The 25,731-nt window shown below is 51.8% G+C and carries 27 protein-coding genes; 7 read left to right on the top strand and 20 right to left on the bottom strand.

Features of this window, described 5'->3' with window-relative positions:
• Window positions 1-21 precede the first annotated feature (21 nt).
• From KQI79_RS03815 to KQI79_RS03795, 5 genes are all read left to right on the top strand, one after another.
• Window positions 22-762, top strand: a complete 741-nt coding sequence (locus KQI79_RS03815; RefSeq protein ID WP_216536896.1) for an ABC transporter ATP-binding protein — start codon at window positions 22-24, stop codon at window positions 760-762.
• Window positions 755-1,504 carry an ABC transporter permease gene (locus KQI79_RS03810; RefSeq protein ID WP_216536895.1) on the top strand — a complete coding sequence of 250 codons (750 nt, stop codon included), beginning with the start codon at window positions 755-757 and terminating at the stop codon, window positions 1,502-1,504. The genes KQI79_RS03815 and KQI79_RS03810 overlap by 8 nt, the downstream gene beginning before the upstream one ends.
• A gap of 27 nt (window positions 1,505-1,531) precedes the next feature.
• A complete protein-coding gene (locus KQI79_RS03805; protein ID WP_216536894.1) occupies window positions 1,532-3,067 on the top strand; it encodes a sensor histidine kinase in 1,536 nt (511 codons plus the stop codon).
• Window positions 3,045-3,746 (top strand): response regulator transcription factor, encoded by a 702-nt coding sequence (locus tag KQI79_RS03800; RefSeq protein WP_216536967.1) that lies wholly within the window; start codon window positions 3,045-3,047, stop codon window positions 3,744-3,746. The genes KQI79_RS03805 and KQI79_RS03800 overlap by 23 nt, the downstream gene beginning before the upstream one ends.
• A gap of 587 nt (window positions 3,747-4,333) precedes the next feature.
• Window positions 4,334-4,981 carry an HD domain-containing protein gene (locus KQI79_RS03795; RefSeq protein WP_216536893.1) on the top strand — a complete coding sequence of 216 codons (648 nt, stop codon included), beginning with the start codon at window positions 4,334-4,336 and terminating at the stop codon, window positions 4,979-4,981.
• Window positions 4,982-5,004: 23 nt separating this feature from the next.
• On the opposite strand, the gene KQI79_RS03790 is transcribed toward KQI79_RS03795, so the two are convergent.
• From KQI79_RS03790 to KQI79_RS03765, 6 genes are all read right to left on the bottom strand, one after another.
• On the bottom strand, window positions 5,005-5,220 hold the full coding sequence (locus KQI79_RS03790; protein ID WP_216536892.1) for a helix-hairpin-helix domain-containing protein: 216 nt from the start codon (window positions 5,218-5,220) through the stop codon (window positions 5,005-5,007).
• A 253-nt stretch (window positions 5,221-5,473) separates the two neighbouring features.
• Window positions 5,474-5,740: a type II toxin-antitoxin system RelE family toxin gene (locus KQI79_RS28150; RefSeq protein ID WP_216536891.1), complete on the bottom strand. Its 267-nt coding sequence runs from the start codon at window positions 5,738-5,740 to the stop codon at window positions 5,474-5,476.
• Window positions 5,724-5,960 carry a hypothetical protein gene (locus KQI79_RS03780; RefSeq protein WP_216536890.1) on the bottom strand — a complete coding sequence of 79 codons (237 nt, stop codon included), beginning with the start codon at window positions 5,958-5,960 and terminating at the stop codon, window positions 5,724-5,726. The genes KQI79_RS28150 and KQI79_RS03780 overlap by 17 nt, the downstream gene beginning before the upstream one ends.
• A 119-nt stretch (window positions 5,961-6,079) precedes the next feature.
• Window positions 6,080-7,324, bottom strand: coding sequence for a multidrug effflux MFS transporter (locus tag KQI79_RS03775; RefSeq protein WP_216536889.1), 1,245 nt, complete (start codon window positions 7,322-7,324; stop codon window positions 6,080-6,082).
• Window positions 7,325-7,734: 410 nt separating this feature from the next.
• The gene (locus KQI79_RS03770) at window positions 7,735-8,382 is read right to left on the bottom strand and encodes a nitroreductase family protein (RefSeq protein ID WP_216536888.1); all 648 of its coding nucleotides are present in this window, start codon (window positions 8,380-8,382) and stop codon (window positions 7,735-7,737) included.
• Between the two features lie 155 nt (window positions 8,383-8,537).
• The gene (locus KQI79_RS03765; protein WP_216536887.1) at window positions 8,538-8,975 is read right to left on the bottom strand and encodes an RrF2 family transcriptional regulator; all 438 of its coding nucleotides are present in this window, start codon (window positions 8,973-8,975) and stop codon (window positions 8,538-8,540) included.
• Between the two features lie 178 nt (window positions 8,976-9,153).
• Between KQI79_RS03765 and KQI79_RS03760 the strand changes: the two genes are divergently transcribed.
• Complete coding sequence (locus KQI79_RS03760; protein ID WP_216536886.1) at window positions 9,154-9,285, top strand: DUF4023 domain-containing protein; 132 nt, start codon at window positions 9,154-9,156, stop codon at window positions 9,283-9,285.
• A gap of 260 nt (window positions 9,286-9,545) precedes the next feature.
• Here KQI79_RS03760 and KQI79_RS03755 read toward each other — a convergent pair whose 3' ends face one another.
• The 3 genes from KQI79_RS03755 to KQI79_RS03745 all read right to left on the bottom strand — a co-directional run bounded on the left by KQI79_RS03755 (window position 9,546) and on the right by KQI79_RS03745 (window position 12,188).
• Window positions 9,546-10,949 carry an MATE family efflux transporter gene (locus tag KQI79_RS03755; protein WP_216536885.1) on the bottom strand — a complete coding sequence of 468 codons (1,404 nt, stop codon included), beginning with the start codon at window positions 10,947-10,949 and terminating at the stop codon, window positions 9,546-9,548.
• A 73-nt stretch (window positions 10,950-11,022) separates the two neighbouring features.
• On the bottom strand, window positions 11,023-11,526 hold the full coding sequence (locus KQI79_RS03750; protein ID WP_216536884.1) for a DUF6653 family protein: 504 nt from the start codon (window positions 11,524-11,526) through the stop codon (window positions 11,023-11,025).
• Complete coding sequence (locus KQI79_RS03745) at window positions 11,523-12,188, bottom strand: TetR/AcrR family transcriptional regulator (protein ID WP_216536883.1); 666 nt, start codon at window positions 12,186-12,188, stop codon at window positions 11,523-11,525. Before KQI79_RS03745 ends, KQI79_RS03750 begins: the two co-directional genes overlap by 4 nt.
• Window positions 12,189-12,357: 169 nt before the next feature.
• On the opposite strand from KQI79_RS03745, the gene KQI79_RS03740 reads away from it, so the two are divergent.
• Window positions 12,358-13,263 carry an SDR family oxidoreductase gene (locus KQI79_RS03740; RefSeq protein WP_216536882.1) on the top strand — a complete coding sequence of 302 codons (906 nt, stop codon included), beginning with the start codon at window positions 12,358-12,360 and terminating at the stop codon, window positions 13,261-13,263.
• Between the two features lie 293 nt (window positions 13,264-13,556).
• On the opposite strand, the gene def is transcribed toward KQI79_RS03740, so the two are convergent.
• From def to KQI79_RS03685, 11 genes are all read right to left on the bottom strand, one after another.
• The gene (gene def / locus KQI79_RS03735; RefSeq protein WP_216536881.1) at window positions 13,557-14,075 is read right to left on the bottom strand and encodes a peptide deformylase; all 519 of its coding nucleotides are present in this window, start codon (window positions 14,073-14,075) and stop codon (window positions 13,557-13,559) included.
• A gap of 2 nt (window positions 14,076-14,077) precedes the next feature.
• The gene (locus KQI79_RS03730) at window positions 14,078-14,320 is read right to left on the bottom strand and encodes a helix-turn-helix domain-containing protein (RefSeq protein WP_216536880.1); all 243 of its coding nucleotides are present in this window, start codon (window positions 14,318-14,320) and stop codon (window positions 14,078-14,080) included.
• Between the two features lie 225 nt (window positions 14,321-14,545).
• Window positions 14,546-16,312 carry a copper amine oxidase N-terminal domain-containing protein gene (locus KQI79_RS03725; RefSeq protein WP_216536879.1) on the bottom strand — a complete coding sequence of 589 codons (1,767 nt, stop codon included), beginning with the start codon at window positions 16,310-16,312 and terminating at the stop codon, window positions 14,546-14,548.
• Between the two features lie 12 nt (window positions 16,313-16,324).
• Window positions 16,325-16,669, bottom strand: coding sequence for an EamA family transporter (locus tag KQI79_RS03720; protein ID WP_216536878.1), 345 nt, complete (start codon window positions 16,667-16,669; stop codon window positions 16,325-16,327).
• On the bottom strand, window positions 16,666-17,076 hold the full coding sequence (locus KQI79_RS03715; RefSeq protein WP_216536877.1) for a DUF2304 domain-containing protein: 411 nt from the start codon (window positions 17,074-17,076) through the stop codon (window positions 16,666-16,668). The genes KQI79_RS03720 and KQI79_RS03715 overlap by 4 nt, the downstream gene beginning before the upstream one ends.
• Window positions 17,066-17,818 (bottom strand): glycosyltransferase family 2 protein, encoded by a 753-nt coding sequence (locus KQI79_RS03710; RefSeq protein WP_216536876.1) that lies wholly within the window; start codon window positions 17,816-17,818, stop codon window positions 17,066-17,068. Before KQI79_RS03710 ends, KQI79_RS03715 begins: the two co-directional genes overlap by 11 nt.
• Window positions 17,815-19,071 (bottom strand): ArnT family glycosyltransferase, encoded by a 1,257-nt coding sequence (locus tag KQI79_RS03705; protein WP_216536875.1) that lies wholly within the window; start codon window positions 19,069-19,071, stop codon window positions 17,815-17,817. The genes KQI79_RS03710 and KQI79_RS03705 overlap by 4 nt, the downstream gene beginning before the upstream one ends.
• Before the next feature lie 386 nt (window positions 19,072-19,457).
• A complete protein-coding gene (locus tag KQI79_RS03700) occupies window positions 19,458-22,310 on the bottom strand; it encodes a family 20 glycosylhydrolase (RefSeq protein ID WP_216536874.1) in 2,853 nt (950 codons plus the stop codon).
• Complete coding sequence (locus tag KQI79_RS03695; RefSeq protein ID WP_216536873.1) at window positions 22,300-23,541, bottom strand: sensor histidine kinase; 1,242 nt, start codon at window positions 23,539-23,541, stop codon at window positions 22,300-22,302. The genes KQI79_RS03700 and KQI79_RS03695 overlap by 11 nt, the downstream gene beginning before the upstream one ends.
• Window positions 23,542-23,543: 2 nt before the next feature.
• On the bottom strand, window positions 23,544-24,254 hold the full coding sequence (locus KQI79_RS03690) for a response regulator transcription factor (RefSeq protein WP_216536872.1): 711 nt from the start codon (window positions 24,252-24,254) through the stop codon (window positions 23,544-23,546).
• 413 nt (window positions 24,255-24,667) lie between these two features.
• Window positions 24,668-25,657 carry an SPL family radical SAM protein gene (locus tag KQI79_RS03685; protein ID WP_216536871.1) on the bottom strand — a complete coding sequence of 330 codons (990 nt, stop codon included), beginning with the start codon at window positions 25,655-25,657 and terminating at the stop codon, window positions 24,668-24,670.
• Between the last annotated feature and the right edge of the window lie 74 nt (window positions 25,658-25,731).

Below are 25,731 nucleotides of genomic sequence, written 5' to 3'. Positions count from 1 at the left end.
AGCCGGAAAGGGAGTGGCATAATGGAGCCGATTATAGAAGTGGAACAAGCAGCCAAACTGCATCGAAACGGGCGCGGCATACGGGATATTAGCATAACCGTGTACAGAGGGGATATATTCGGGCTGTTCGGTCCGAACGGAGCGGGGAAAACGACGCTTTTGAAATTGATCACCGGATTATGCGCGCCCGATCGCGGGAACGTCCGGTTATTCGGTCACCCGGTTGCGGAACGGTTCGAACAAGCGATGAAACGTGTCGGTTGTCTCATTGAAACGGCGGACGCCTATGAATATATGAGCGCTTACGATCAGATGAGAATGGCCGCCCGATTTTATCCCGATTTGCCGGCGGGGCGCATCGCGGAAACGCTGGAATGCGTCGGCTTGACCCCTTATGCGCATGAGAAAGTTCGCAATTACTCGCTCGGGATGAAACAAAAGCTCGCGATCGCGCTTGCGCTTCTCTCCGAACCGGAGCTCGTGATCCTGGACGAACCTACGAACGGACTGGATATCGAAGGACGGGTCGAGTTTCGCAACTTGGTATGGCGTCTTGCCCGGGAGAAAGGCATCGCCTTTCTCATCTCGAGCCACTTAATCCAAGAGATGGAGCGGCAATGCAACCGGATCGGCATTCTATACGGCGGCTCCCTGATCCGGCAAGGCACGATGGAGGAACTGACGGGGGAAGGCCAAACTTCCCTCGAGCAGCTCTATCTCTCGGAAATCCAACAAGCTAAGGGGAGTGCTGCCCATGCATAGTTTATACGCAAACATGCTCAATGAAGCGGAGAAACTGCTGCGCCAAAGAAAAACGAAATGGATTCTCGCCCTGACCGTCCTTGTTCCCGCAGCGGCGGCGATATTCCTTGGCAATATGCGGAGCAATACCGGCGTCTTGCTTGGCGGCGGCACGGATTTCACGCTCCTTATGCTCGGCGTATTCACTTCCGCGCTGCTGCCGCTGTTTCTGTTTATGACTGCGGCCGACATCTTTGCCGGGGAAATCGACGCCCGCACGATGAAGCAATTGTTGACGCGCCCAATCGCCCGGTCGAAGGCTTTCGCATCCAAAGCGCTTGCCATCGGGATGTATTTGGCCGTTCTGCTCGCTGTCATATGGATCGCATCCACCTTGTCCGGCTTTCTGATGAACGGGGGCTTCCAAGCGGACCGGCTTGGAAACAGCATCATCGCATACGCCGCCGCTTTCGTCGCGATGGCCGCCATTGCGATGTTCGCCATTTTCATCGCTCAATGGTTCCGAAGCAGTTCCAGCGCGCTCGTCCTATGCATCATTCTCTATATTGCCGCCAAGCTGCTTCCTTTCTTTTATCCGCAAATCGCAGACTGGTCAATCTTCTCTTTCACGGATTGGCACCGGTTATGGTTGGGAAGCGGAACGCCTTTCGGCACATTGTTCCATATATTCGCATTTTTACTGTCGGCTAGTATAATAACCTATATGGCAGGTTGGTATCTGTTCGAGAAAAGACAATATTGACCTTAACTGCCTCGAAGGAGAATCGAGATGTCCATTCGCACGAAGCTGCTGTTGTCTTATATTGCCATGATCATCATTCCCATTGTCGTGTTTATGTCGACTTCCATTTTGCTGTTCGCTTTGTTCTTCAGAGATCTTATGGGCAATGATCGCCTATCTTCCATCCGCGAAGGAAGAAGGCTGCAAGAGTTTGCGAACGGCATGATGCAATTGAACCAATGGTCGGAGGGGCTCGGCTTGGTAAGCCGGTACAACCCGGATTTGTTAACGGACGACGACTTTTTGCGCAAGGCGGATGAAGAAATGCGCCAAGTGAAGTCGGGGTTTGCCGTGGAAAAGGACCATCGGCTGATCTACGCATCCTCTATGATCGACACCCCCGACCTGTATGAGCGAATCAGTGATTTCATGCTGGAATCCGGGGGGTACGGCAAGCGATACGGACATCATAAATTTGAAATGAACGGCAACTCCTATTCGGTGAGTGCATATCAAGCAACCTATTCGGACCAAAGCAAAGGAGCCGTCTATTTTTTCGAAAATACGGGCAAGTATGCCGCATTCTCCCAATCGTTCTTTCCGCTGTTGTTTCTTTTCTTGCTGGTCGTCCTCGGGCTGACGAACGGACTGTTAACGTATCTGGTGTCGCGCAGCATCATTCGGCCGTTGAACGAACTGAAAAAAGCGGCGGAACATATTAAGGAAGGCGATCTCGATCATGAACTGAAGATGGGGAGGAAGGACGAACTCGGCGAATTAAGCCAGACCTTCGAGGAAATGAGGCTGCGCCTGCGGGAATCGATCCGCATCCAGCTTCAATACGAAGAGAACCGGAAAGAACTCGTTTCGAACATATCGCATGATCTTAAGACGCCGATTACCGCCATTACCGGATGCGTGGAAGGACTGCGGGACGGAATTGCCGACACGCCGGAGAAGCGGATGAAATATATCGATATGATTCACAAGAAGACGTCGGATATGGATCGGTTAATCGACGAATTAATGATGTATTCCAAGCTGGATTTGAAACGATTGCCGTTTCTATTCGAAAAGGTCGACATCAATGCGATGCTGGACGATTATGCGGACGAACTGCGCCTTAATCCGAAAAATGCGGGCGTAATATTCAAGTATGATCGCCTTGCCCGCCCCGTATATGCGATTGCCGACCGCGAGAAACTGGGAAGGGTCGTCGCCAATATCGTGGATAATAGCCTGAAGCATATGGATAAACAAGACGGCGCGGTAACCTTCGAGCTGCAGGACGGGCGGGAGGAAGTGACGGTCGCGATTGCGGATAACGGGCGCGGCATCGGCGTCCAATCGTTGCCTTATATATTCGAGCGCTTCTACCGGGCGGACCCGTCGCGCAATACGAGTACAGGGGGCAGCGGCCTGGGATTGGCCATCGTGAAGCAGATCGTAGAGGAGCATGGCGGCAAAGTGTGGGCGGACAGTACGGAGGGCCAGGGAACGCGGATCGCGTTTACTTTGAAAAAATCGGAAGGGCGCTCAGGCGAAGGTGAAGGTGAAGCGTATGAAAACGATATTGATCATTGAAGACGAGCAAGTCATTGCCGAGGTGCAGAAAGACTATCTGGAAGCGAGCGGATTCGCGGTCGAGATCGCCGGAAGCGGCGATGTCGGGCTGGATAAGGCGCTCCGCGAACATTACGACTTGATTCTGCTCGACCTGATGCTGCCGAACGTCGACGGTTACGAAATTTGCAGGCGGATTCGGGAAACGAAGAACATCCCGATTTTGATGGTATCCGCCAAGAAAGAAGAAGTCGACAAAATTATGGGCTTGGGTCTGGGAGCGGACGATTACATTATTAAACCGTTCAGCGTTGGCGAATTGGTCGCACGGGTCAAAGCCCATCTCGCCCGATTCGAGCGATTGACCGGCGGCCATGGCGGCGATGCCGGGCATTCGAAAGATCAAATCCGCATGCAAGGACTGCTCATCGACAAGTTGTCGCGCAAAGTGTTCGTAAGGGATGAGGAAATCGTTCTGACTACGAAGGAATACGATTTGCTGTTATATTTGGCGACGCATCCGAACCGGGTCTTCCGCAAAGACGAGCTGTTCGAGCGCATATGGGGACTGGATTCGATGGGCGACAATGCGACCGTCACGGTTCACATTAGCCGGCTGCGGGAGAAGATCGAGCGCAACCCATCGAAGCCGCAGCATATTGAAACGATTTGGGGCGTCGGCTACAGATTCAACCTGTAGAACCGGCGCCGCTCCGTTGCGGAACGTCAGCCCTCTTCATCTTGGGGCAACGCATCCTTCTCCGCCTGCAAAGCCGCGTCCCGTTCCTTGTTCGCTTGGTCCAGTTCGAGCTGGCCTTTTTCGATAATCTCTTTGTACCGGTTCCGCAATGATTACTTAAAAACATTTTCAAGATTCACAATATTAAAATCATTTGTAATTTTATAAGAATTTAGTCTATTTTTGCTTTTATCATTATCAAAAATGGTGACTCTTTTTTTACTATCTTCTATAACGATGCCAAATCTATGTTTCATGTCGTCCTGCACCGGCGTTATACTCTTATCGGATACGATCATTTCTTTTCTGTCTTCAGATGATATCCTAGTAATATTGAGCGAAGTAATTTCCTTGCCTTGTAACGGATCTAATACGACTTGCTGAAACGATGTGTATAAACTTGAAATTTAAACGGGTACGAGAATAGCGGCGATTATTAGTACCATGAATAGTGAAACGAGTAAGCGCTTATTTTTTTGCATATCATCTGTCTCCCATCATTGGCGTGAAAAATCACAAGATAATTATAGAAGAAAAGAGGTCGTTTCATGAATCATCCGGAAGACATTATTCATTCCGCAGAGAAGTTTGCCAAACAACAACTGGAATTTGACCCGAGCGGGCATGATTGGTGGCATATTCAACGTGTTAGAAAGCTCGCTGTTGAATTAGCCAAAGCCGAACATGCAAATATCTTCGTGTGCGAATTAGCCGCTCTTTTGCATGATGTGGCAGATGAAAAATTGAATGTATCCAAAGAAGCTGGTTTATCGAAAGTCCTCCTATGGCTGACAAACCATAATGTAGAGCATCGAATCACGGAAGAAGTAATGACCATCATCTCGACCATGTCATATAACGGCGGGAAAAATCCGCCCATGGAAACATTGGAAGGCAAGATCGTACAAGATGCAGACCGGCTCGATGCGATTGGAGCAGTGGGCATTGCCAGAGCTTTCGCTTACTCCGGATGGAAGGGTCTGCAAATTCATCATCCGGGAAAGAGTTTCGAGAACCTCGACTACAGATCCAATGAAAAAACTGCAATATACCATTTCCATGAAAAATTACTAAGAATAAAAGACTTGCTCAATACGGATTCTGCAAAGAAAATTGCAGAGCAAAGACATCGGTTCATGGAAAGTTTTTTGGAGCAATTCCATCAAGAGTGGGAATTCAATGATTACAATTTATGACGGTTGATTGCCTAGCCGGATTTCTATTTTCTCGCAAAGGACAGCCCTCTCTCTTTAAGAGCCTCATTCAATATTCTTACCGCTTTAGGCCCGACTCCATGCAGCTTCAAAATGTCCGCTTCCGCCACTTCGGTTAATTGTTCAAGCCTATAATACCCGACATTTGCGAGAGCGCGTGTCGCAGGCTTGCCCATCTTGGGAAAATCGCTTTCTTGGGAATTTTTATCAATATTATCCATAATGATCCTCCTATACCCGCTAGCCTGTTGCTAGCGATTTTGTTTCTGTTTGCGCCATTGACCCGGAAGGGCGATGGTCGTCTGCTCGAGATCCGTTTCCCAAGTTCGACGTCTCGCGTATATGAGCCTCAAAGGCTTGAGAATTTTGGCCGGCAGGATGAGGTTGGAGCTTACATGGGGAAGAAATAAATGGAGGCCGTCTGTAGGGAATTTCCAGCAGACAGCCTATCGTGCATGGATATGCTTAGTACCTCTAAGATTTATATACATCCCTACGCGAACTAATTTTGATAACAATAATAATTAATTCATCGTCATGAATGGAATAGATAATACGAAAAGAGCCTACTCGAAGTCGATAACGATTTTCTACGCCCTGCATCTTCTTAATGTCAAGTTCAGGATGTTTTGGATTTTGCGATAATAGCATTATAAGATCTAGAATTCGATTACGGGTCACCGTATCTTGTTTCCGGAGACTTTTATACGCATCCTTATAGAACTTAACTTCGTAACTCATGCTCTACATCCTTAAAGTTTATTAATTCACCCTTTAAGTATGCTTCAGTAGCGCTGTTAATTGCATCCAGATCCTCCTGAGTAGTAGGTTCGTCGTCCAGAGGGATTTCTCTGCTAGTAGTTGTCTGAGAAAGCCGCTCCATTAAATCGGTAACTAACTCAAGATCTTTGTCAGATAAACGATCAATAAGTTCATGAATACGATTCTTACTTATTGTCATAAAATACAACCCCTTTTAAGGATTAATTATGACCATTATAACATTTTTAGACTTAGATATACTTAACCAAATGTAATGGTAATTCGTAGAATGCTCAGAACAACGTATTAAAATTATGATTAACCCTCAACGGAACGTTGCCGTACCGACTCACGCTTGCCTTGCCGAATCATGAAACGGTAGCAGCCCATGGCGCCGAGAGCGCAGCAAGCGATGACGATGCCCATCGGCACGGCGGTTTGGCTGCCTGCGATGCCAACCAACGGAGCCGCGGCGGAACCTGCGATAAACGGCAGCAGCCCAAGCAAAGCCGACGCGCTGCCTGCCGATTTGCCTTGGCTCTGCATCGCCAGCGAGAAGCCGGCCGTGTTCACCATACCGGTGCTGGAGACGGACACGAACAAGAACAGCAGTACCGTAAATAACGGCGCCTTGACCAGAATCATGGCGAGCAAGCCAAGGCCTCCGCATAAGGATAGCAAGAGTCCGGCCAAGAACAGCCGCGATTCATGAAAACGTGCGGCCAGGCGGCCCGTAAGCTGCGTCGCCAAGATTAGGCCGAGCCCGTTGACGGCGAAGAAAATGCTGAACGCTTGCGGCGAAGCGCCGTAAATGTTCTGGAGCACGAACGGCGAGCCCGAAATGTAGCTGAACATCGCCGCGGACACGAAGCCTTGCGCGCAAGCGTACCCCATGAACGCGCGGTCGCGCAGGAGCCGGCCGAACGTGGATACGGTCGTCTTGACGCCGCCGATGGAACGCCGCTCGGGCGGGAGCGTTTCGCGCAAGCCGAAGGCGGCGGTCGCAACAAGGACGACACCAAGCAGGCCCAGCACGACGAATACCCCGTGCCATGACGTCACTTGCAGCAGTTGGCCGCCCGCGATTGGAGCCACGATCGGCGCAAGACCGTTAATAAGCATCAACAGCGAGAAAAATTTGGTCAGTTCCGAACCGGAATACATATCGCGCACCATAGCGCGCGCAATGACGATGCCCCCGGCCCCTGACATCCCTTGAATGAAACGGAGCGCGATCAACCCCCAAATCGAAGGCACTGCCGCGCATAGCACAGACGCAACTGCGTAGACGGTTAAGGAAATGATAAGCGGCTTGCGGCGGCCGCGGGAGTCGCTGAGCGGCCCGAGCAACAGCTGGCCAAGCGCCAGGCCGAGCAAGCAAGCCGTAAGGCTAAGCTGGGCGAGCGATGTGCTCGTATGCAAGTCGTTTGCCAAGATCGGCAATGACGGCAAATACATATCGATGGAAAAAGGACCGATAGCAGTCATGGACCCTAGCATCACGGCCATCGACAACCGTTGTCCCCATGTGAGCCCGACTGCCGGTCGATCTTGATGTTTCATAGCTGCATTCAACCTTTCGTCGTGTAGATCGTCGGCCCGAAATTGCGTTAGCCGAAGCGATATCCTCTCCGATTACAATATGTCACAATTATAGTTACACCTTGCCGGAGATTCAAGCGAATATTTTGGCAGCACATTTTTATTCAAATTCTTCTTCCTCTCTCCGATAAAATAAAAAAACCGCAAGCGGCAGCCTGCGGCATTGTTGGATTGTATTTCGATATCGTTTCAAGTGAAATGAACGCACTTATCCCTAGTCCACCATCGCCTTTGCATGCCGAAAACGGCAAGCTGTCCCCGAAGATCATCCACACCTAAAAAAGGCGCAAAAAAACCACCGGCAAACGGAAAAGACGAGAGCGGTCATAACAAAAGAAACGCCGGTTGGCGTCTCTTTCACGATGAATCATTTATTTGGCAAACCCGTTCCAAAACGTGATGTCCTCGATCGGCAGCCGCGTGGTCGGATGTCCGGGCGATGCCGCCTTGCCTACCGCGATGAGCATGACCGGAACATAGCGTTCGGGAATCTCGAACTCTTGCATGAGCCGGTCTGCATGAAACCCGCCCATCGGCACCGTATCGTAGCCTCTGGCTTTCGCTGCAAGCATCAGCTGCATGCTAACCAAACCGCCGTCGATGAGAGCGATATGCTCCAGCTTTTCCCGCCCTATTTGGGGATAGCCCGTTAAGGTCCGTTCGATCATATTTTGCGCGATCTCTTTCGTCATATAGCCTGCTTCGACAGCCGCTTTGTAAACTTTAGGGGCATTTTCGTATCCTTGCACATCCCCCAGCACCGCGATGACCGCAGCCGCATCTACGACTTGCTTCTGGTTGTTTGCGATCGGCAGCAGCCGTTCTTTCACTGCCGGATCGTCAAATACAAGAAACCGCCACGGTTGCAGATTGCTGCTCGACGGAGCAAGCGCCGCTTCTTTCAACATATCGGACAATTCTTCTCTCGAAATCTTCGCGGCGGGGTCGTAATGGCGCACAGAACGGCGCTCCCGTACAACCGTCATAAAATCTTTCTCTTTCACACTTGTCGTTGCCATGCTCTCCAACCTCCTAATAATGTAACGTTTTCCCAAGCTTCTTAGCCGCCTTGTTATCTGTGTGAAATTTAACACAGTTAAGATCGCAAGAAACTGTTCGTTTATTAGCACAGTATAATGCGGCATCTATCGATTGTCAATATGATTTATCTGGATCAGATGGCGGCCGAATCGGCGATATCTTTGATCGTGTAACGGCTTAACACTCCGGCAATGCTGCTGTCAAGCTCTGACGATATATCGGTAAATATGGAATTCATGCAAAGTCCGAAGGCATGGTCGCCCGTCGAGTCGAGCATACTGTCTTTCAATGGGTTCGTTCCTTCAAGGGCGGTTAATACGTCCGCCAGCGTAATCGCTTCAGGCGCTTTCTTAAGCCGATATCCGCCATCACGGCCTTCCCGGGTCTCGACGATATTGTTCTGCACCAGCCTGGCCATAATGCGTCTCAGTAAAGTGGGCTCCGATTGAAGATAGTCTGCGATCTCGCCGCTGGGACAACGGTTCTCGCATTTGGACATCATCACTAACGCCTGAATTGCCAATCCGAAAGATTTATAATTGGGAGGGCAGGAGCTTTTTTCTGTTTTCAACGCAAACGCCCCCTTCTTTGGTCATGGATATCATCAAAATTATAACAAACCGCCATATATGGTTCAATACGTACGGCCTCATTGCCAAGCGTTCGGCCGGCACAAGCGGAAGCCGGATGCTTTGCCGCGGAATTGGTTATAGTAACAAATGACAGTTACTATACGAGGAGGAATATGGATGGACAGTACGCATGATTATGTAGAGAAGCTGCACGATACCCAGAAGAAAGCCGAGAAAAACAAAAAACGCCAGGGCGAAGGAATGCCTTCCGGCGAACTTCCGACAAAACAGAAAAGTACAAATAAGTAGAAGAGAAGAGACCGTAGAGAGCAACGTTGAATGAAAAAGCCGCGATCGACGATCGCGGCCATGTGGTTGGGCAACTAGCGGTAAATTCTACCTTTATTTTCTTTAAATTCGCATGAAAGCGAAGTTAGCGGTATTTTGCGGAGCTAATTTCAGGTATCCTTCGCAAATGTGCCAATCTCCTAAAGATTAACGCCAGTTTTTACCACTAATGAAGCAATAGGCTGATATATCTTTGATTTAGCGGCAGATTTTGGAGTTAGTTACGTATGGGCCATAGCCCCTTGCTCCGGGGAATCCGGCTTCACGAGCGCATGCTTCTCCCACGCCCTGCTCTTCCAGCGGAAAAACATGATGACAGCGCGCAGCCATTCGTCTGCGGCAATCGCCAGCCATATGCCCGCCAATCCCAGTTTCAAAGGAAACACTAGCAAATAACCTAACGGCAAGCTCATTGCTACCATCGAGAACATGCCGATCCACAAAGGGAATTTCGCATCCCCCGCGGCGCGCAAAGAATTAATTAGCACGATATTGACCGTTCGCCCCGTTTCCAGCACGATGCTCAGTAACAAGACGTTGGCGCCAAGACGAATAATTTCCGGATCATCCGTAAAGACGCCCATCAACCGTTCGCGCAGCGCAATAACCAGCGCGACCATAATAAGCGTCGCCGCCCCGGCCCAACGCACGCTCTTCCATACGCGGCGATACGCCTCGTCCTTGTAGTTTCCGCCTACGAGCCTTCCTACGATAATCGCCGTCCCCATGCCCGCGGCCAAGGCGAACAAATACGTAAACATCGAAATGTTCGAAGCGTACTGCCGAGCCGCGAGCGATGCAGCGCCCAGGAATGTGGCGTAATATAAAAACATGATTTGGCAGAACTGATACATCACCTGCTCGAACGCGGAAGGCACGCCGATTTTAAGAATTTTGGCGATATATTCTTTGGACAGCGAGAAATAATATTGAATCTGGACTCTTACCGCCATGATGCGGTACAACAGCCAGAAGAACACGATCAACGCGAGGGCCCGGCTTACGACCGTCGATATGGCCGCCCCTTGAACGCCCATTTCCGGAAAACCGAATTTACCGAAGATCAAAGCATAGTTACCGAGAATGTGTATCACGTTCATGCCCAGGGAAACGAACATCGCTTCCTTCGTGAACCCGTGAACCCGAATGATAGCCGACAAGGAATTGATAATCGCCTGCAGGAAAATCGCTCCTCCGACGATAGACAAATAGCTTCGGGCATGCGTCAATATTTCGCCTTGCAAATTGAGCGCCTGCAGCATGCTGCCGCAGAACACGAGGAAGATGGCGCTGATTGCGAGACCTACGATTAAATTGAGCGTAACGGCCAATGCCGATATTTTCGCCGCCTCCACCAGCTTCCGCGAACCGATGTACTGCGCGACGACAATCGACGCGCCGTTGCCGATCACTTCCAGGACGAGAATCGCAATATGAAGATACTGGTTCGCCGCCCCGACTCCCGATACGGCATTGTCGGATATGGCGCTTAACATAAACGTATCCGCAATTCCCATCAGCATAAACAGAAAAATTTCTAAAAATATTGGCCATGCAAGAAAAAATAAGCGGAGCTCCTTCGTCCGCTTATCTCCTTGATTTGGTTCGGATTGGAAAGATGCCATGATGTCACCTGCTTCTTCGTCAAACTCATAAACAAGAGGTATCGTAGCACAGTTCCGTTCCAAATGCACGCATTTATTTTTCCCTATTCTCACCGCCAGGATGGCGGTTCATATCCTCGTAAATCCAAACCATACGATCCAAAAACCACAGTTTTCCCATATATACAAGAGCACATCCGAACAGCGTCATCCAAAGATCGAACCGGAACACGCCAATCATCACGAACAACGCTCCGATTCCGGCAATTGCGCTTAACAAATTCGGCAACCGCTTATGCGATGCGGGTATAGGGACTCGATCGCGATTCAGCCATAGCCGTTCGCCGAAGACGCATTTGGAAGCCCAATGATCCGTCGAACGCGGTGCGGGGAAAATATGCGGATTGACCATCGCCCATGCAACGGCAAGCGCCACCGGCACCGCGGCCCACCATCCTATCCAGGTCCTGCTCCAAAACGCGAGAATAAGGAGCGGCATGACCGAGTTGCGCGTCCAGACGCTCCACGGATTGGCATGACGCAGCCATGCCCGATCGTCCAACTTATACATGTTGCTGATTTTCCGTTCCAGCGTCATGAGCTTGCACCGCCTTTCCCAGGATTTGCGCCGTTCTCGTAAATACCCGTTTGCAGCATTTCGAGATATAAGCGCAATTCGTTCGTATAGCGTTCTAATTGGTCCAGCCCCCGATTCGCAGAAGCGCAATGCTCCGCCATGAACCTGTGACTCAACGCGTTCACGGCGGTAACGACCAGGTCAAACGCTCTGGACGGATCGATGCCTTCCCGGAATGCGGACGTATCGACGTCATCGAAGGTTACCGAAGTCAGCGATGCGATCGCCATTCTCCGCTTGCTTATTTCTTCGGACAATTCATCCGGCGCTTGGGACGAGAAGGCCTCGACGATCAATTTGTACATGAGGGGGTATTGCAAGAAAAACCGCATCTTCACCTCGCTGATGCGCATAATTCGCTTGAACAAATCGGCGGGCAGCTTCGCCTGTTCTTCTTTCATAAATGAACCGAGACGGTTCAAGCAATGGTCAAGGACAGTTACATATAGATTTTTTTTGCTTGAAAAATAATGAAACAAAATCCCTTTGGAAATGCCCGCCTGCTGGATCATTTGGTTCGTCGACGCTTTCTCGTATCCCCGCTGGGCAAAATGTTCGAGGGCAATATCCGTGATGGCTTGTTTCTTGTCCTCGGGGATCGAGCCGTTTTGTTGTTCCGCCAATAGATTCACCTTCCCGTTCAATTTGTTGACCACGTGGTCAATTTTGTGTTCATTATACCGCGGGTTGACCACGCGGTCAATATCGGGCAGCCTTTTCTTTTCCTTGCACCGGACCCCTTTCGCGGGAATAACATGGATGTAGGCATTAACCTAGATTAAGGAGGAACCTATGAACCCATATCCCGTGTATCCTTATTACGGCAAGGAAACCAAATGCGAAGAACGGCCTATCGCCTTCCCTCCGCAGCATCAAGACCGTCAGCCCGGGCTGGAGTATGTCATGAGGCCGAGACCTATATTTGAAAACCCGTCCTATATCGGCAGCCGCAAACTGCAAAACAAAGTAGCGATCATTACCGGCGGAGACAGCGGCATAGGCCGCGCCGCCGCCATCGCGTTCGCCAAGGAAGGCGCGGACGTCGCGTTTGCCTATCTGTACGAGAGGCGGGATGCGGACGAAACAAAAGCGCGAATCGAACAGCTTGGCAGGCGTTGCCTGGCGCTGCAGGCCGATCTGCGGTCGAAGAAAGCATGCGCCAACGTCGTCGAGCAAACGATCGGGACGTTCGACAAATTGGATATATTGGTCAATAACGTCGGTGTGCAATATCCGCAGCAGCGGCTGACCGATATTACCGAGGAGCAGTTGGAACAAACGTTTCGAACGAATATCTATTCCTTTTTCTTCATGACGCAAGCGGCTCTGACATATTTAAAATCGGGCGCATCGATCATTAATACCGCCTCCATCACCGCCTATCAGGGCGAGAAAACGCTGATCGACTATTCCGCCACCAAAGGGGCGATCGTATCCTTCACCCGCTCTCTAGCTCTCTCCCTCGTCGATCAGTGCATTCGCGTCAACGCCGTCGCTCCCGGTCCGATCTGGACGCCGCTGATTCCGTCGAGCTTCTCGGCCGAACGCGTCGCCACTTTCGGTACGGATACCCCGATGAAACGCGCGGGCCAACCGTTCGAGCTCGCGCCTGCATACGTCTATTTGGCTAGCGACGATTCCCGCTATGTCACCGGGGAGACGATGCATGTCAACGGCGGCGACTTTATTACGTCTTAGGAAGAGGGGGCGCCGGGACCGTGTCTTGCATTAGCTCCAAAACCCGGCGTTAATATTGCCGTTTTCCTATCTAAATGCCGATTAGATGGAAATACTACCGCTAATTTCTATCCATTTCCATATTTATCGTATGCTACGGAAATTAGCGGCAGAAATCTCCGCTAATTTCTCAAAACCCTTCCGTGGAGTATATTAACTCCGGTTTTTACTGCTAGTTGCTTGCGCTCTTGCCGCTCTCCTCTCGTGTACAGAGACCTGTAAATGACGCCCATAAGCAAGCATGGAGCCCCCCATCAGGAGGCTCCATTCGTTAACCGGATCACACTCAATACATCCATTCGCTCATTCGTTTCTTCATGATACAGCCACTGTCCCTGCACGTGATCGACGAACAGCACGCCGTTCAAATGATCGATCTCATGCTGCATGCAGCGGGCGAGAAACCCTTGGCCTTCCAATATCCGTTCCCGGCCGGACCGATCCAGCGTCTTGACCTTCACCCGGTCGGCCCGTTTGACATGGCCGTAATATCCGGGAAACGACAGGCAAGCTTCCGGACCAAACTGTTCGCCATCCGCCTCGACGATCTCGGGATTGATCAATTCGATCAACCCGTCGCCGCAATCCATGACGATCAATCTTCGCAAAATGCCGACCTGAGGGGCGGCCAATCCCGCACGCCCGTCGGTCGCGTACAATGTTTCCGCCATGTCGTCAAGCAGCTTGATCATTTTCGGAGACAGCTCGTCGACCGGCTTCGCTTTTTTTCGCAAAATCGGATCCCCGAAGGGAACAATATCCTTTACGCTCATCTTTACGCTCCTTTCACCTGTTTGGACGGCTTATGCACCCATAAATCGCTAGGTGTACATTCCAGTGCGGTGCATAGCGCATCAAGCGTATCGGCCTTCATTTGCTTCGGCTGGCTTGTAAGCAGAGCGCTGATCGACGGAGCCGATAAGCTGTAACCCGCCTTTTCCTTGAGCAGCCGCGCCAGTTCCGCCCCGGTCCAAATGCCCCGCTCGGCCATGATCTTGCGCAACATCCAAATGAGCATGGTAAATGTCCTTCCCTTCGAAAAATTAGGTGTTACCTAATATATTTAGCTAATACCTAAATTAGCACATTCAACGAAGATTTTCAACGCTTTCTGAAATCAAAACGGAGAAATGGAGCTGCCGACGAAACAAAATATGCTTCGGGTAAGCAAAGAAGCCGGCCCCGTCTCGATGTCGGAGACAGGAACCGGCTTGCTTCTTTGCCGCGGGAACGAAAACTTGCATTAACTCTTCCTTTCGGGCATCGGCATGAAGAGCAGAGCAAAGGGCAAATTGCTGCCCGCGGCCGGGGTGATCCATATTTCCACCTTCTCCGCCCGGTCCTTCGTCCGGTAGAGCACGCTGGTGGAATCCTGGGTCGAGCCGATATGTTTAATATGCACCACGTCGCCGTTCACCTTCGCTGCCCCGGAATACAATCCGCCGCGCGGATTGAAGGTAATCAGCGTATTGGGGGCGACATCGTGCAGTACGATCTTATACAGCACTCCGTAATTGCCCGAATTCACAGCTGGCGTATGCTTGATGCCATCGATCCCTTGCTGGAACGGGTCCGTCGTATTATCGGTCAGCGGTAGCCGCTGCGGACGGTTTCCTACCTTGCCTCTATATTCGAACACGCGAGTCGAGTCCGGGAACGTTCCTCTAACGATCGATTCGCCCGGATCAAGGTCAGGCAATACGGGTACAAGTTCAAGCGGATCTCCGCCTTCCTTGATCATAAGAACCGTATATTGTATCGGCGCGTCCCCGTACACATCCGCATTCAATGTAATAATGTCGCCCGATGCGACGGTGAGCGAGCTTAACCCGGTAAAGATGACTTTGCTTTCCCCGGCTTCCAGCCGAATATTGGCGCGCTCGCTGCCCGACACGAAAGATTCGAAGTACCTGGCGGCCGCCTGTCTCCCGGCAACCTCCGGATGATTCGTCGGACCGGCGATGCCGAGGCTCTCGACCGCAATGTTCGCGGGCTCGGAATTCGCATTGCCGGCGATCACATAAAATTTCGCCTTCTCCCCCATATTATTCATATGATGGATCATAAAGCGGGTGCGCCCCGCAATGGTATCCTGGTACAGTATGCCTTCCGAATTGACCGTTTCCGGTCCGCTGGCGCGGAACAGCGTATAAGGTTCGGTGGTGTAGTTATACGGAAGAGGTTCGAAGCCCAGAATGGATCCGCCGTTAATGTCGAAATTGCCGCCCGGCGGCGTGAACAAACGGTCGAATTCCTCCTTGGTATAGAGCGTCTCCGAGGTAATTTCAATCCGCTTGCTGTACGTCGAAGACGCTCCGTGCTTGTCGGTAACGGTGAGCCGGATCTCGACCGTGCCCGGTTCGAAGAACGCGGGCTGATCGTTCTCCCACTTGCGTTCCACGATCGCATCTTCGTCGTCCGTGCTTTGGTCTTCTTTTTTGATCGGCTCGCCCATGCGGTACTTCTCTTTATCCGTCACGAAAAAGGCCACAGGCGGCTCGTTCGGCTTGGGCGGTTCGTCCGGTTCCACAACCCAACTGAGAGTGATTCGATCGTCCTGGAGCGCAAGCGAAATCTCGGCGGCGGCCGCCAGCGACCTTAACGGCACCATATAAACGCCCCGATCCGCATAAGGGGCGCCTGCCATCGTACGGGATACCCCGTCCACCGTATAGGCATTGCTGTCCAATGTATACCGTATTTCATGGTCTTCCTTCGTCAACAGCGTCTCCTTCGTCTCCACATCATGCCCGATGGCATACCCAAGGCGTTCTGCAACGGAACGCAAGCCCACATAAGTCACCCCGTTCTTGGCGACCGTCTCATGAGTTGCGGCGTATTCCGCTCCGTTATGCATGATCTTGCTGCTGTCCAGATATAAAATAAGTTCATGGGGGCCGTAGCCGCCCGGCTCTTCCGGCCCCGCCGCAGGTTCTGCATGAACCTGCGCCATCGCCGCGATTTGCGAAAGAATAAGCAAAGTAACGATCATAGCTCTTTTGATGTTCATTTCATAGCTCCTTTATTTCATTCCTACGATCATAACGCCCAAGACGATTACGCCGGCGCCAAGCCAGCGGTTCGGCGGGACCGCTTCCCCGAACAATTGCCAGGCGGCGACGAGTCCGATGACATACGCCAAGCTTTGCAGCGGATAGGCCGCGCTTAACGGCAGCCGCGACAACACAAACAACCATAGCACGGTAGCCAATCCGTACAAGACGATGCCTAGCAGAATGAGCGGCGAGAACAACACTGCTGCGATATTGTTCAGATGCAAGCCGCCTTGCGAGTCCAGGCCCATCTTCCACACGACTTGTCCGGCGACCAAGCATAAAATATTAAGCGCCAGCAATAAATAGATCATCCCGGATTCGTCTCCCCCGTTGTGAATTGGACGCTCTCGCATGTATGCGGCGCGCCCTTCTGTTTAGCAAGCCGATGAAGCATTTGCTCCTGCAGCGCCACGGTCTGGGTCAGCACGATTACGCGATGAGTCAGGGAAGAGACGGCCATCGTCAAATGCAGCAAAATAAACAAAATGGCAACAACGCTTAAAAGATAGAGCAGCGATGGCGCATAGGCGATGTTGATCCAGCCGGCCGCATCGTCGAGAAGTGACGGGAATAACGATAGAATCATCATCAACACGCTTAACAATATCCACAGCAGCGCATACTGCTCCCGCAGCTTGCGCTTCCGAATCAGAAGAATAATCGTGCCGGCAAAAGCGAGGCTAATTAGAAAGCTGATGAAATAGATATCAAATTCCATAGCCTATATTCATCTCCTCTTTCTTCTTCGTCTTCATAATAAGAACCGCCAATATCACTTTGCACATATAATAAGCGGACTTGAAGGCCGAGATGCTGGACACGCCGCTATGGCGCGCATTCATGACGACAGGCACTTCCTTGAAGGTGCCGCGGTATCGATCCAGCAGCATCAACGCCTCGACCTCGGGATAGTCCGTCGGATATTCCCGGGCGAACAGCGCGATCGCTCTCCGGTTGCACAGGCGATAGCCGGAGGTCGGATCGGTAATCCTCTTCCCGGTTAAGCGGGTGACCAGCCGCGCCAACAATTCGATCCCTATCTTTCTGGCAAACGTCGATTGATAGCCCGCCTTCTCGATGAAGCGCGATCCTACCACCATATCGGCCCCGCTCTCCTGCATGGCTTCAAGCAGCAGGCGCAGGTCGGACGGGTTATGCTGCCCGTCCCCGTCGATCTGCACGGCATAATCGTACCCGCCTGCTTCGGCATAGCGGTAACCGGTCTGCACTGCTCCCCCAATTCCCAAATTGCAGCTCAGATTGGCGACGAGCGCGCCCGCCTTCTCCGCGCGGCTGCCCGTGTCGTCCTTGGAACCGTCGTTGACGACGAGCACGTCGGCGTAAGGAATTTCGGCGCGGATTTGCGCGATGACGCATTCGATGCCTTCCGCTTCGTTGTATGCGGGTACGATAACGAGAACTTTGGATGGAATCGGCGTTATGTTTACGTTTGTCTTCATCCCTCTTGCCCCCTTGCCTTGGTTAACGAAGATTGCCCTCGCAGCCGGACATAGATCCAGCGAAGCATGGCCATGCCGACAACGCTATCCAGGATGACGATGAGCGGCATGACGGTATAGTTGTACCGATACTCCGGCACGAACGCCAGCCTGACCAGCGACATGACGATAATAATAACGGCAAGCAAAGTTGCCGGCTGCCTCCATTTCCGCAGGACGGCGACGAGCGCAATAAGCCCGAAACCGACCAGCGCGCGGTGAAACAAATTCCACGGCAGTACGGGGATGACCGGATACAACGGTTTATGGCCGCTGCCGAAATACATCCGCGAATACGTAGATTTCATTTTTCCGATCGTATACCATTTGGCGAAAGTCCACGTATGCTCGGTAAAACCGACCTTCAACCGCTCCTTGGCGATCTCCATTTGCGTTTTCCCCCGGTTGTCCACCAAGCCGTCTTCATAGTTTTTGTCCGGATAGGTTCCCGCCAGGAAAGGATTGACCTGCGTCGAAGCGACCACCACCTCATGCAGCGTCACGGCATTTCGGATAACCCAAGGGGACAGCACGATCGCCATTCCGATCAAGGCGAACGCCAGCTTGCGGAATGCTTCAAGCTTCTCATTCTTCCAGAAAAAATAGAAGGCGTGCAATGCGAATACAATCACCAGAAATTCCGGACGGATCAGTACCACAAGGCCCAATACCGCGCCGCTCAACATGGCGAAGCTCCAAGTCTTTCTCTCAAACGCGATCCATTGCACGTAAATATAAATGACGAGAAACAGCGTCGCCAGCGTCTCAGTCAGTACGGCCGCGTTGCTCCATACAAACGGCGGGTAGATCGCCCCGGCAAACGCCGCGATCAAGCCGGCCGGCTGGCCGCCAAGCTTCCGCGCAATCACGTAGATCATCCATAGCGTAATCAAGCTGATCGCCACTTGAACGCCGCGAATATAAGGGAAAGGGTCGTTATGCTGATAATCCGCAAGCTTATAGATCGCAGCCATGAACAACGGATACCCCGGCGTCACCTGAGCGTTGGGCTCGGTACTTTTATAGGCGTATACCCCTTTCTCCAACAATTGCCTCACCATGATGTCGTAATGAACGGTGTCATGGGACACCTCATGATGTACCGATACCAGAAAATCGATACGCAGGAAGGAAGCAAGAGCGAATATGAGAATGATGAGAGAAATGACGGCCGGCTTCTTCCATTTCCCGGCGCTCGTTAAAATTCCAAGCATATTTTTGTCTCCTTATAGCGCAATAACGCATGTTCCTTGTTTGACTATAAGAGTAATACACAGTTCTTAACGAACGGCTAATGAAACCCTTAACAAATGCTTAACATAATACAAACATCTGATGATGTTCTTGGCGGTGAGCCGAATTCGGACGCTTGTAGGACGCCCAATCTATTGGAACGTATATGGCATATCAGAAGAGAAACGAGCTCGATTAGATGGATTTTTGCAGTTGCTATGCTCCAAACGCGGGTATTGTCGCGAAATAACTGGATTTTTGCAGTTGCTATAGAATAAAACGCTTCTTCCTTACGCAATAAAAAAGACTTGCCCGAACGAAACGCGCTCTGACAGCGCATATCGTCCGAAGCAAATCTCTTCGGCGTTTATTGATCGTCAGACATGTCATAAGGATAACGGTTAACAAGACGGAGCAAGCGGCGGTTCGTTTCTTCGTCGCCTTGTCCCGACTTCAAGGCCGCCTCGGCTTGATCGAACGAAGCTTTATATTCGCTCATCTCTTTCGGCGCCTTATATACCTCCAACGAAGAGAAGGAGTACCCGTAAGCGGTCGCCCGTTTGACCCCTTGAAACCGGACATATCTTGCTTTGATTTTGTCGAACCGGATCGTCTCCAGTCCGCCTCTGCCTTCGATGATCCCGTCGCCGCTCTTTACATTGGTCCAATGCCGATTGTCCTCGGAAACAAGCAGCTTGTAGGCTGTGGCATAGGCGGCTTTCCATTGAATCGCGATCCGATCGATCGGATATTGATCGCCAAGGTCCACCTGGAACCAGGCGTCGTCAACGGCGGCGGCCGACCATCTCGTATCGGGGTTGCCGTCCACCGCCTTGCCCGGGGCGAAAGCCGGCGTTTCAAGCGCCGACGATTCGGCTTTCTTGCCGCGCGCGAGTTCGTGATTGCTCTGCAACAGATCAATCGGCCTGTTGAAGATCATCACATTGTCGATCGCGCCGCGAAACGAGTTCGTCGCGCTTCCGATCTTCTCGATCGGCAAGACGAAGGTTTGGACGTGCGGAAAGGACAGGTCCGTTCTCTCCGCGTATTCGTCGCCGTTCACATAAAGAACGGTGCCTTTGTTATCCCCGGTAAGCAGCAGATGAGTCCATTTCCCCGCCGGAACCTCGTAATCGAAGACGCTATGGTAGTTTTCCTTGGAAAAGCCCAGTTTCCCGGTCTTCCCCTGCTTCAACTTCAATTGGCCGGCAGGCGATTCCATAAGGACCGCATCGTCGGGATTGCCGGCATCCGGCTTCACCCACATGGAAACGGTCCAGCCGAACCCAAGCGAAGTCAGCGGCGTCTTCACATAGCTGCTGCCGCCGTTCAGCCTAAGCCCCTGTCCGAACCGTCCCTGTGTCAACGTTGCATTGACGGCGGAACCGTCGTAGCCGTTGCCGGACGAATCGGCAAAACCGCCTTCGAACAGGTATTCGACGACATTCCCGTCTTTGCGATTCGTGCTCACCTTATGGGACAAATCCGCCCCGGGCGCATCCCCGATACCGGCCGCCAATTGTACGAATCGGTCGTAGTCGCGGGCCTTTTCGGCGCCGGACCACATTTTCTCCGACAATACTTGAACGGCGGGAAGGATGCGGTCGTGGGAATCGTCCATGGAAATTCCGTTCGCGACGGACGCGTCGTTCCATAGGGCGAATTTGCCGCCTTTCAACCTGGGATGCCCGGAAGGCAGCATCGTATCGCCCCAGCGATTCGGCTCCCATTCGTTGTACAGCTTACGGCCGTTCAAGTAATCGGTGCGCGTCGGAACGATATAGAGCGAGCGATGGTCGACATTGACGATATCGTATCCGAGCTCGGCAGCTTGCCGCGCTTCCCCGTACCGTTCATGCCAAATATCCATCGCCGCCCCTGCGCCGATCGGCGTTTTGCCGTCGTACAAAGTCAATCCGCCCCATAACGACGGATGCTTGCCTTTGCCGCGGACATACCGGATCATCGTGTCGATATAGGAGCGAAACGCCTCGATATCCTCCTGACGCTCCGCATTGTACTCGTCCGTACCGATATGTACGTCCGGCCCGATAAAGGTCGGGTTGCGTTCGTCCAAATATTCGTCAAACAAGCTTTGCACAAATTGCACGGATTTCGTATTGTTAATATTTAAATAATGCCCTTCCCCTAGAGTCGGATCGTATTCGGTAAAAGCGCGGGAATGCCCCGGCGTATCGATTTCCGGAACGACGTTGACCCCGTACTCCATCCCGAGACGAACCAATTGCCTGAACTCTTCCTTCGTATAGTATCCGTCTTTGGCCGCCAGCCCGGGGTAAGTTTCGCTCTCCAGGCGGAAACCGCCCGTGCTTTCGTTTAAATGAATTTGAAATGTGTTCATCTTGTACCAGGACAGCAGCTTAATATAATCGCGCAAAAAATCGATCGTATAAAATTTCCGGGCCACATCGAGCATGAAGCCGCGAACTTCATACTTGGGATAATCCCTTGCGATCCCCCGAGGAATGCGGGAATGCCCTTCGTCCGATTTTAATATTTGCAAGAGCGTCCTCGTTCCGTACAACACGCCTTGCGCATCGGCCGACTCGATCGTCACGTTGCGAGCCGCATCGAGGACATATCCTTCTCGTCCGAGATCGCTCAGCGTCCCGTCCAGTGACAGATAGATGTCGCCGGATGCAGGAGCGCCGGGAACGATATCCAGATCCAGGCCGCTAATATCCTTCACATCGTTCTTGACGATTTCCGCCACATGCCGCAAAACGTCCGAATGCGCCGGAGCTACCGCAATTCTCGAAGACTTCGTCAATTGGAAGTCTCCCTCTCTTCCGTACCATTCCCGCAGCGACGGAACGACTTGCGGCTCTTGATTCGAGCCTTTCGCTTGCTTATGCCGGCCCGGCACGATGACCGGAATGGGGTCGGATACCCATGTCCGGCCCGGATTCTTCTCGTCTTCCAACCGGAAGATTAGATTTGTTGTTACGTCGATTAACGGAGTATGAATATTGCCCTCCAGATCGATCGCCGGCAGCCGGTCGCTGCCGTATATCGATATTGTATATCCCTTCGGAGCCGCGGGAAGAATCAGTTTGCTTTGTCCCGGCTTGATCTCCGGGATGCGGCCGATGCCCTTGATCGGATCGGCGGCAAGCGCAAAGGCAGATTCGACGGCACAATAGAAAGTCGTGAAACAAAGCATCATGGCCAAAACTAACGATATCGTTCTAAACTTCATGTTCCCTCCTTAACGATACGGGAAACGTCGTTTGGAAGCAGGTCTCCCGCCGATCGCTCGTTACGGATATGTTGCCGCCATGCACTTCGATAATGCTTTTCGTAATAGCAAGACCCAGGCCTGTTCCTCCGGTTTCCTTCGATCTTGATTGTTCCACCCGATAGAAACGGTCGAATATAAGCGGCAAATCCCGTTCGGGAATGGGCTCCCCGTAATTGCAAACCTTCACGACGGCCTGCCCGTCGCTTTCTTGAATATGAATATCGACGAATTTGCCTTTCCGGCCGTATTTGATCGCATTGGAAATCAGATTTTCATAGGCACGGACGAGCCGGTCTCCATCGGCCCGAATGCGCACCGGACGCTCCGGCGCATGAACCCGGCACGTCATGCCGGCGTTTTCCAGGCTTGGCACGAATTCTTCCGCCAACTGGCGGAAGAAACCGTTTAGATCCAATTGTTCCAGCTTCAGCGGCAATCCGTTGTTAATGCTCGTATATTCGAATAAATCGTCGATCAGATTTTTCAGCCCCAACGATTTCTCATAGGCAATATTGACGTAATAGCGAAGCTCCACCTCGTCGACGTACCGGTCGTTTTCAATCAGCTGCAGAAATCCGAGAATCGAGGTCAGCGGGGTCCGAAGATCGTGGGACACGCCCGTAATCAGATCGTTCTTGGTCTTCTCGGCGTTGCGCTCTTCCTGAATGGATCGATGCAATTGAGCGCTCATCCGGTTAATGCTCTCGGCCACCGTGCCGAGGTCGTTGCCCGGTTTGACGGGAATATCGTGTTCGAATCGGCCCTTGGCGATCTCCCGCAGCCCATAATTGATTTCCTGCAAGTAATTATTCAATTCCTCCGCCACATCGTTGGCATGGGAGGCGATTCTGCCCAATTCGCCCGGCGATTTGACAGGAATCGGCACATCGAACCTTCCTTTGGCCATTTCCTGCATCGTACCGGCGATTTCCGTCGTGTAGCGGATGACCGGACGGCTTGTAAGGAAGTAGAAAAAGATAAACAATGCCGTTCCGGAAACGATCATAACCGGCCGCGAACCGATGTTATTGATCGTCCAGATCAACGGAGCGTTGAACGTAGGGTAATTGACGATAAACGACGCGAGCAAGCGCCCCAGCAGCAGAACGAGGGCCGTCAAAGCGATGCTTGAGACAAAAACGACGAAGAACTTCCAGCGCATCGAATGGAACAGGTTCCGGCCGATCATCTTCATACCTCCTTGGGAGACTTCATTTTATACCCGATTCCCCAGACGGTTTTGATAAACTCGGGGTTTTGTTTGTCTTTTTCGATTTTTTCGCGTATTTTGCGGATATGAACCATGATCGTGTTTTTGGACTCCATAAACGGCTCATTCCAAACTTCTTCATAAATTTTGTCCATACTGAGCACGATGCCCCGATTGACCGCCAGCAGCTTGAGAATGGCGAACTCGCGCGGCGTCAGCCGGACTTCCTGGCCGTCGACGGTTACCGTATGCGTCGCTACGTTAATCACCAGTCCGTCGATCACAATCTCGTTTTCATTCTTATAGCCGCCCTGATGATTGAGCTGCTTGTACCTTCGCAGTTGGGACTTGACCCGCGCAAGCAGAACAAGCGGATTGAACGGCTTGGTCACGTAATCGTCGGCGCCGATGCTGAGGCCCGAGATTTTATCGATATCCTGGCTTTTGGCGGAAAGCATAATAATCGGCGTATTATTCCGTTCGCGAATTTTCATGCAAGCTTGCAAGCCGTCCATCTTCGGCATCATGACATCCAGAATGATCAAATCGACGACATGATTCTGCAGCACTTCCAGCGCCTCCACCCCGTTGGACGCCTTATGCAGGATGTATCCTTCATTATTAAAATAGATTTCCATCAGTTCGATAATCTCTTTCTCGTCATCGACCAATAGAATGCTTTCTCTCGACATGATCTCCACCTCTTTAGGTTCTTAAAAAGTTCAAAAAATGTGTTATAGTGCGTGTTCAAAAAGTCGACTTTTCAGCACCGAGAAGGTTGCGAGAACCCGAAGAAGGAGGAGCGGAGTGTAGGCAAAACCTACATGAGCACCGGACTTCGAGGGTGAACGCAAGATTCGATGTCGAGTTCGCTCCCAGTTCATCTTCGTGATCAAAAGGGGACTTTTTGAACAACCTCTTATACTTAATGTAACAAAAAAAGCTTAACAATATCGGGCTAATTCCTTAACATTCGCTTAACTTGCATATCGAAGCGTGCCGCTCTCTTGGATCGGAGCGGCTATCAATATAGTATCAAATTAAGGGAGGCAATAGGAAAGATAAAAAAAGGAAGCCCTTCGAAGGGACTTCCTTGTCTAATCGTTCAAAAAACGAAGGACAACTGCTCCAGAGGCAGTTGGCCGGCAATACGTTCCAGTTCCCGGGAGCTTCCCCCGGCCCGCTCTTTCGCCCAAGCCGTGCCGGCAGCCGCAGCCGCGCCCGCCGGTGCCGGGGAAAGTTCGTGTTTGCGGCGCAATTCCTCCGTTATGCTGCGTATCCGCTGACGGTACTCGTCTTCGGCATAGCGGCCGGTATATAAATTGCGGTAGGCGGCCAGCTTCTCCGGGAAATGCTCGCGAAGCGTCTTGTAATACCACTTCTTCACATCGGGCGACAGCCTGAGCAGCGACGTAATGACATAGGATGCCCCCCGCTCCCGCGCAGCGGCGAAAATCGCCTCCATCTGGTCGGCGGAATCGGTTAAATAAGGAAGGATCGGCGCCATGAATACGGCGGTTTGCACGCCATGGCCGCTCAGCCGTTCAAGGGTATCCAACCGTTTGGAAGGCAAGGGAGAGCCCGGTTCCAGCTTGCGCGCCAATTGGCCGTCAAGCGTGTTCAAACTGATGTTGACCGCTACGGACGGCATGATCCCGAGCAGATCGAGATCGCGGAGGATGAGCGGCGAGCGGGTCGTGATCGACGTGTCGATCCGGTATTTGGCCAGAACTTTCAGGCATTCCCGGGTCAGCATCGCCTTGCCTTCCGCCGGCTGGTACGGATCGGTGACCGTACCGATCGCCACGCTGCCGACATGGCGGCTTACCGCTTCGATATCATGATTGAATCGGACCGCCAGCTTCGAGAGCTGAGCTTCCAACGCCTCGGCCGCGTTCATTTTCAGCATAATATGATTTTGAAATTCGTCGTCGGCCCCTTTATCGATAAAAGCCTGAAACCCGCGGGCATAGCAAAAGCTGCAGCCATGCGCGCATCCCCGGTACGGGTTGACCGACCAGTTGAAGGGCATGCGCTCTTCCTTCACTTTCGTCAGCGTTTGCTTTACGGTGATCGGCTCGTATTCTTTCGGCATTTCTGTTCCTCCTTCGAACAATGAGAACGTTAGTTCTTATCATACACCAAAAAGTAAAGGAATGGAACATAAAA

It is taken from the genome of Paenibacillus sp. MSJ-34, from assembly GCF_018918005.1.
GTDB lineage: Bacteria > Bacillota > Bacilli > Paenibacillales > Paenibacillaceae > MSJ-34.
The sequence above is the reverse complement of the archived record's forward strand: the minus strand, read 5'-3'. Positions and strand labels throughout refer to the sequence as shown.

Bases quoted from the DNA above. Each gene is read 5' to 3' on its own strand.
- KQI79_RS03815 (WP_216536896.1), top strand. From the start codon at position 22: ATGGAGCCGATTATAGAAGTGGAACAAGCAGCCAAACTGCATCGAAAC.
- KQI79_RS03810 (WP_216536895.1), top strand. From the start codon at position 755: ATGCATAGTTTATACGCAAACATGCTCAATGAAGCGGAGAAACTGCTG.
- KQI79_RS03805 (WP_216536894.1), top strand. From the start codon at position 1,532: ATGTCCATTCGCACGAAGCTGCTGTTGTCTTATATTGCCATGATCATC.
- KQI79_RS03800 (WP_216536967.1), top strand. From the start codon at position 3,045: ATGAAAACGATATTGATCATTGAAGACGAGCAAGTCATTGCCGAGGTG.
- KQI79_RS03795 (WP_216536893.1), top strand. From the start codon at position 4,334: ATGAATCATCCGGAAGACATTATTCATTCCGCAGAGAAGTTTGCCAAA.
- KQI79_RS03790 (WP_216536892.1), bottom strand. From the start codon at position 5,220: ATGGATAATATTGATAAAAATTCCCAAGAAAGCGATTTTCCCAAGATG.
- KQI79_RS28150 (WP_216536891.1), bottom strand. From the start codon at position 5,740: ATGAGTTACGAAGTTAAGTTCTATAAGGATGCGTATAAAAGTCTCCGG.
- KQI79_RS03780 (WP_216536890.1), bottom strand. From the start codon at position 5,960: ATGACAATAAGTAAGAATCGTATTCATGAACTTATTGATCGTTTATCT.
- KQI79_RS03775 (WP_216536889.1), bottom strand. From the start codon at position 7,324: ATGAAACATCAAGATCGACCGGCAGTCGGGCTCACATGGGGACAACGG.
- KQI79_RS03770 (WP_216536888.1), bottom strand. From the start codon at position 8,382: ATGGCAACGACAAGTGTGAAAGAGAAAGATTTTATGACGGTTGTACGG.
- KQI79_RS03760 (WP_216536886.1), top strand. From the start codon at position 9,154: ATGGACAGTACGCATGATTATGTAGAGAAGCTGCACGATACCCAGAAG.
- KQI79_RS03755 (WP_216536885.1), bottom strand. From the start codon at position 10,949: ATGGCATCTTTCCAATCCGAACCAAATCAAGGAGATAAGCGGACGAAG.
- KQI79_RS03750 (WP_216536884.1), bottom strand. From the start codon at position 11,526: ATGACGCTGGAACGGAAAATCAGCAACATGTATAAGTTGGACGATCGG.
- KQI79_RS03740 (WP_216536882.1), top strand. From the start codon at position 12,358: ATGAACCCATATCCCGTGTATCCTTATTACGGCAAGGAAACCAAATGC.
- def (WP_216536881.1), bottom strand. From the start codon at position 14,075: ATGAGCGTAAAGGATATTGTTCCCTTCGGGGATCCGATTTTGCGAAAA.
- KQI79_RS03730 (WP_216536880.1), bottom strand. From the start codon at position 14,320: ATGCTCATTTGGATGTTGCGCAAGATCATGGCCGAGCGGGGCATTTGG.
- KQI79_RS03725 (WP_216536879.1), bottom strand. From the start codon at position 16,312: ATGAACATCAAAAGAGCTATGATCGTTACTTTGCTTATTCTTTCGCAA.
- KQI79_RS03720 (WP_216536878.1), bottom strand. From the start codon at position 16,669: ATGATCTATTTATTGCTGGCGCTTAATATTTTATGCTTGGTCGCCGGA.
- KQI79_RS03715 (WP_216536877.1), bottom strand. From the start codon at position 17,076: ATGGAATTTGATATCTATTTCATCAGCTTTCTAATTAGCCTCGCTTTT.
- KQI79_RS03710 (WP_216536876.1), bottom strand. From the start codon at position 17,818: ATGAAGACAAACGTAAACATAACGCCGATTCCATCCAAAGTTCTCGTT.
- KQI79_RS03705 (WP_216536875.1), bottom strand. From the start codon at position 19,071: ATGCTTGGAATTTTAACGAGCGCCGGGAAATGGAAGAAGCCGGCCGTC.
- KQI79_RS03700 (WP_216536874.1), bottom strand. From the start codon at position 22,310: ATGAAGTTTAGAACGATATCGTTAGTTTTGGCCATGATGCTTTGTTTC.
- KQI79_RS03695 (WP_216536873.1), bottom strand. From the start codon at position 23,541: ATGATCGGCCGGAACCTGTTCCATTCGATGCGCTGGAAGTTCTTCGTC.
- KQI79_RS03690 (WP_216536872.1), bottom strand. From the start codon at position 24,254: ATGTCGAGAGAAAGCATTCTATTGGTCGATGACGAGAAAGAGATTATC.
- KQI79_RS03685 (WP_216536871.1), bottom strand. From the start codon at position 25,657: ATGCCGAAAGAATACGAGCCGATCACCGTAAAGCAAACGCTGACGAAA.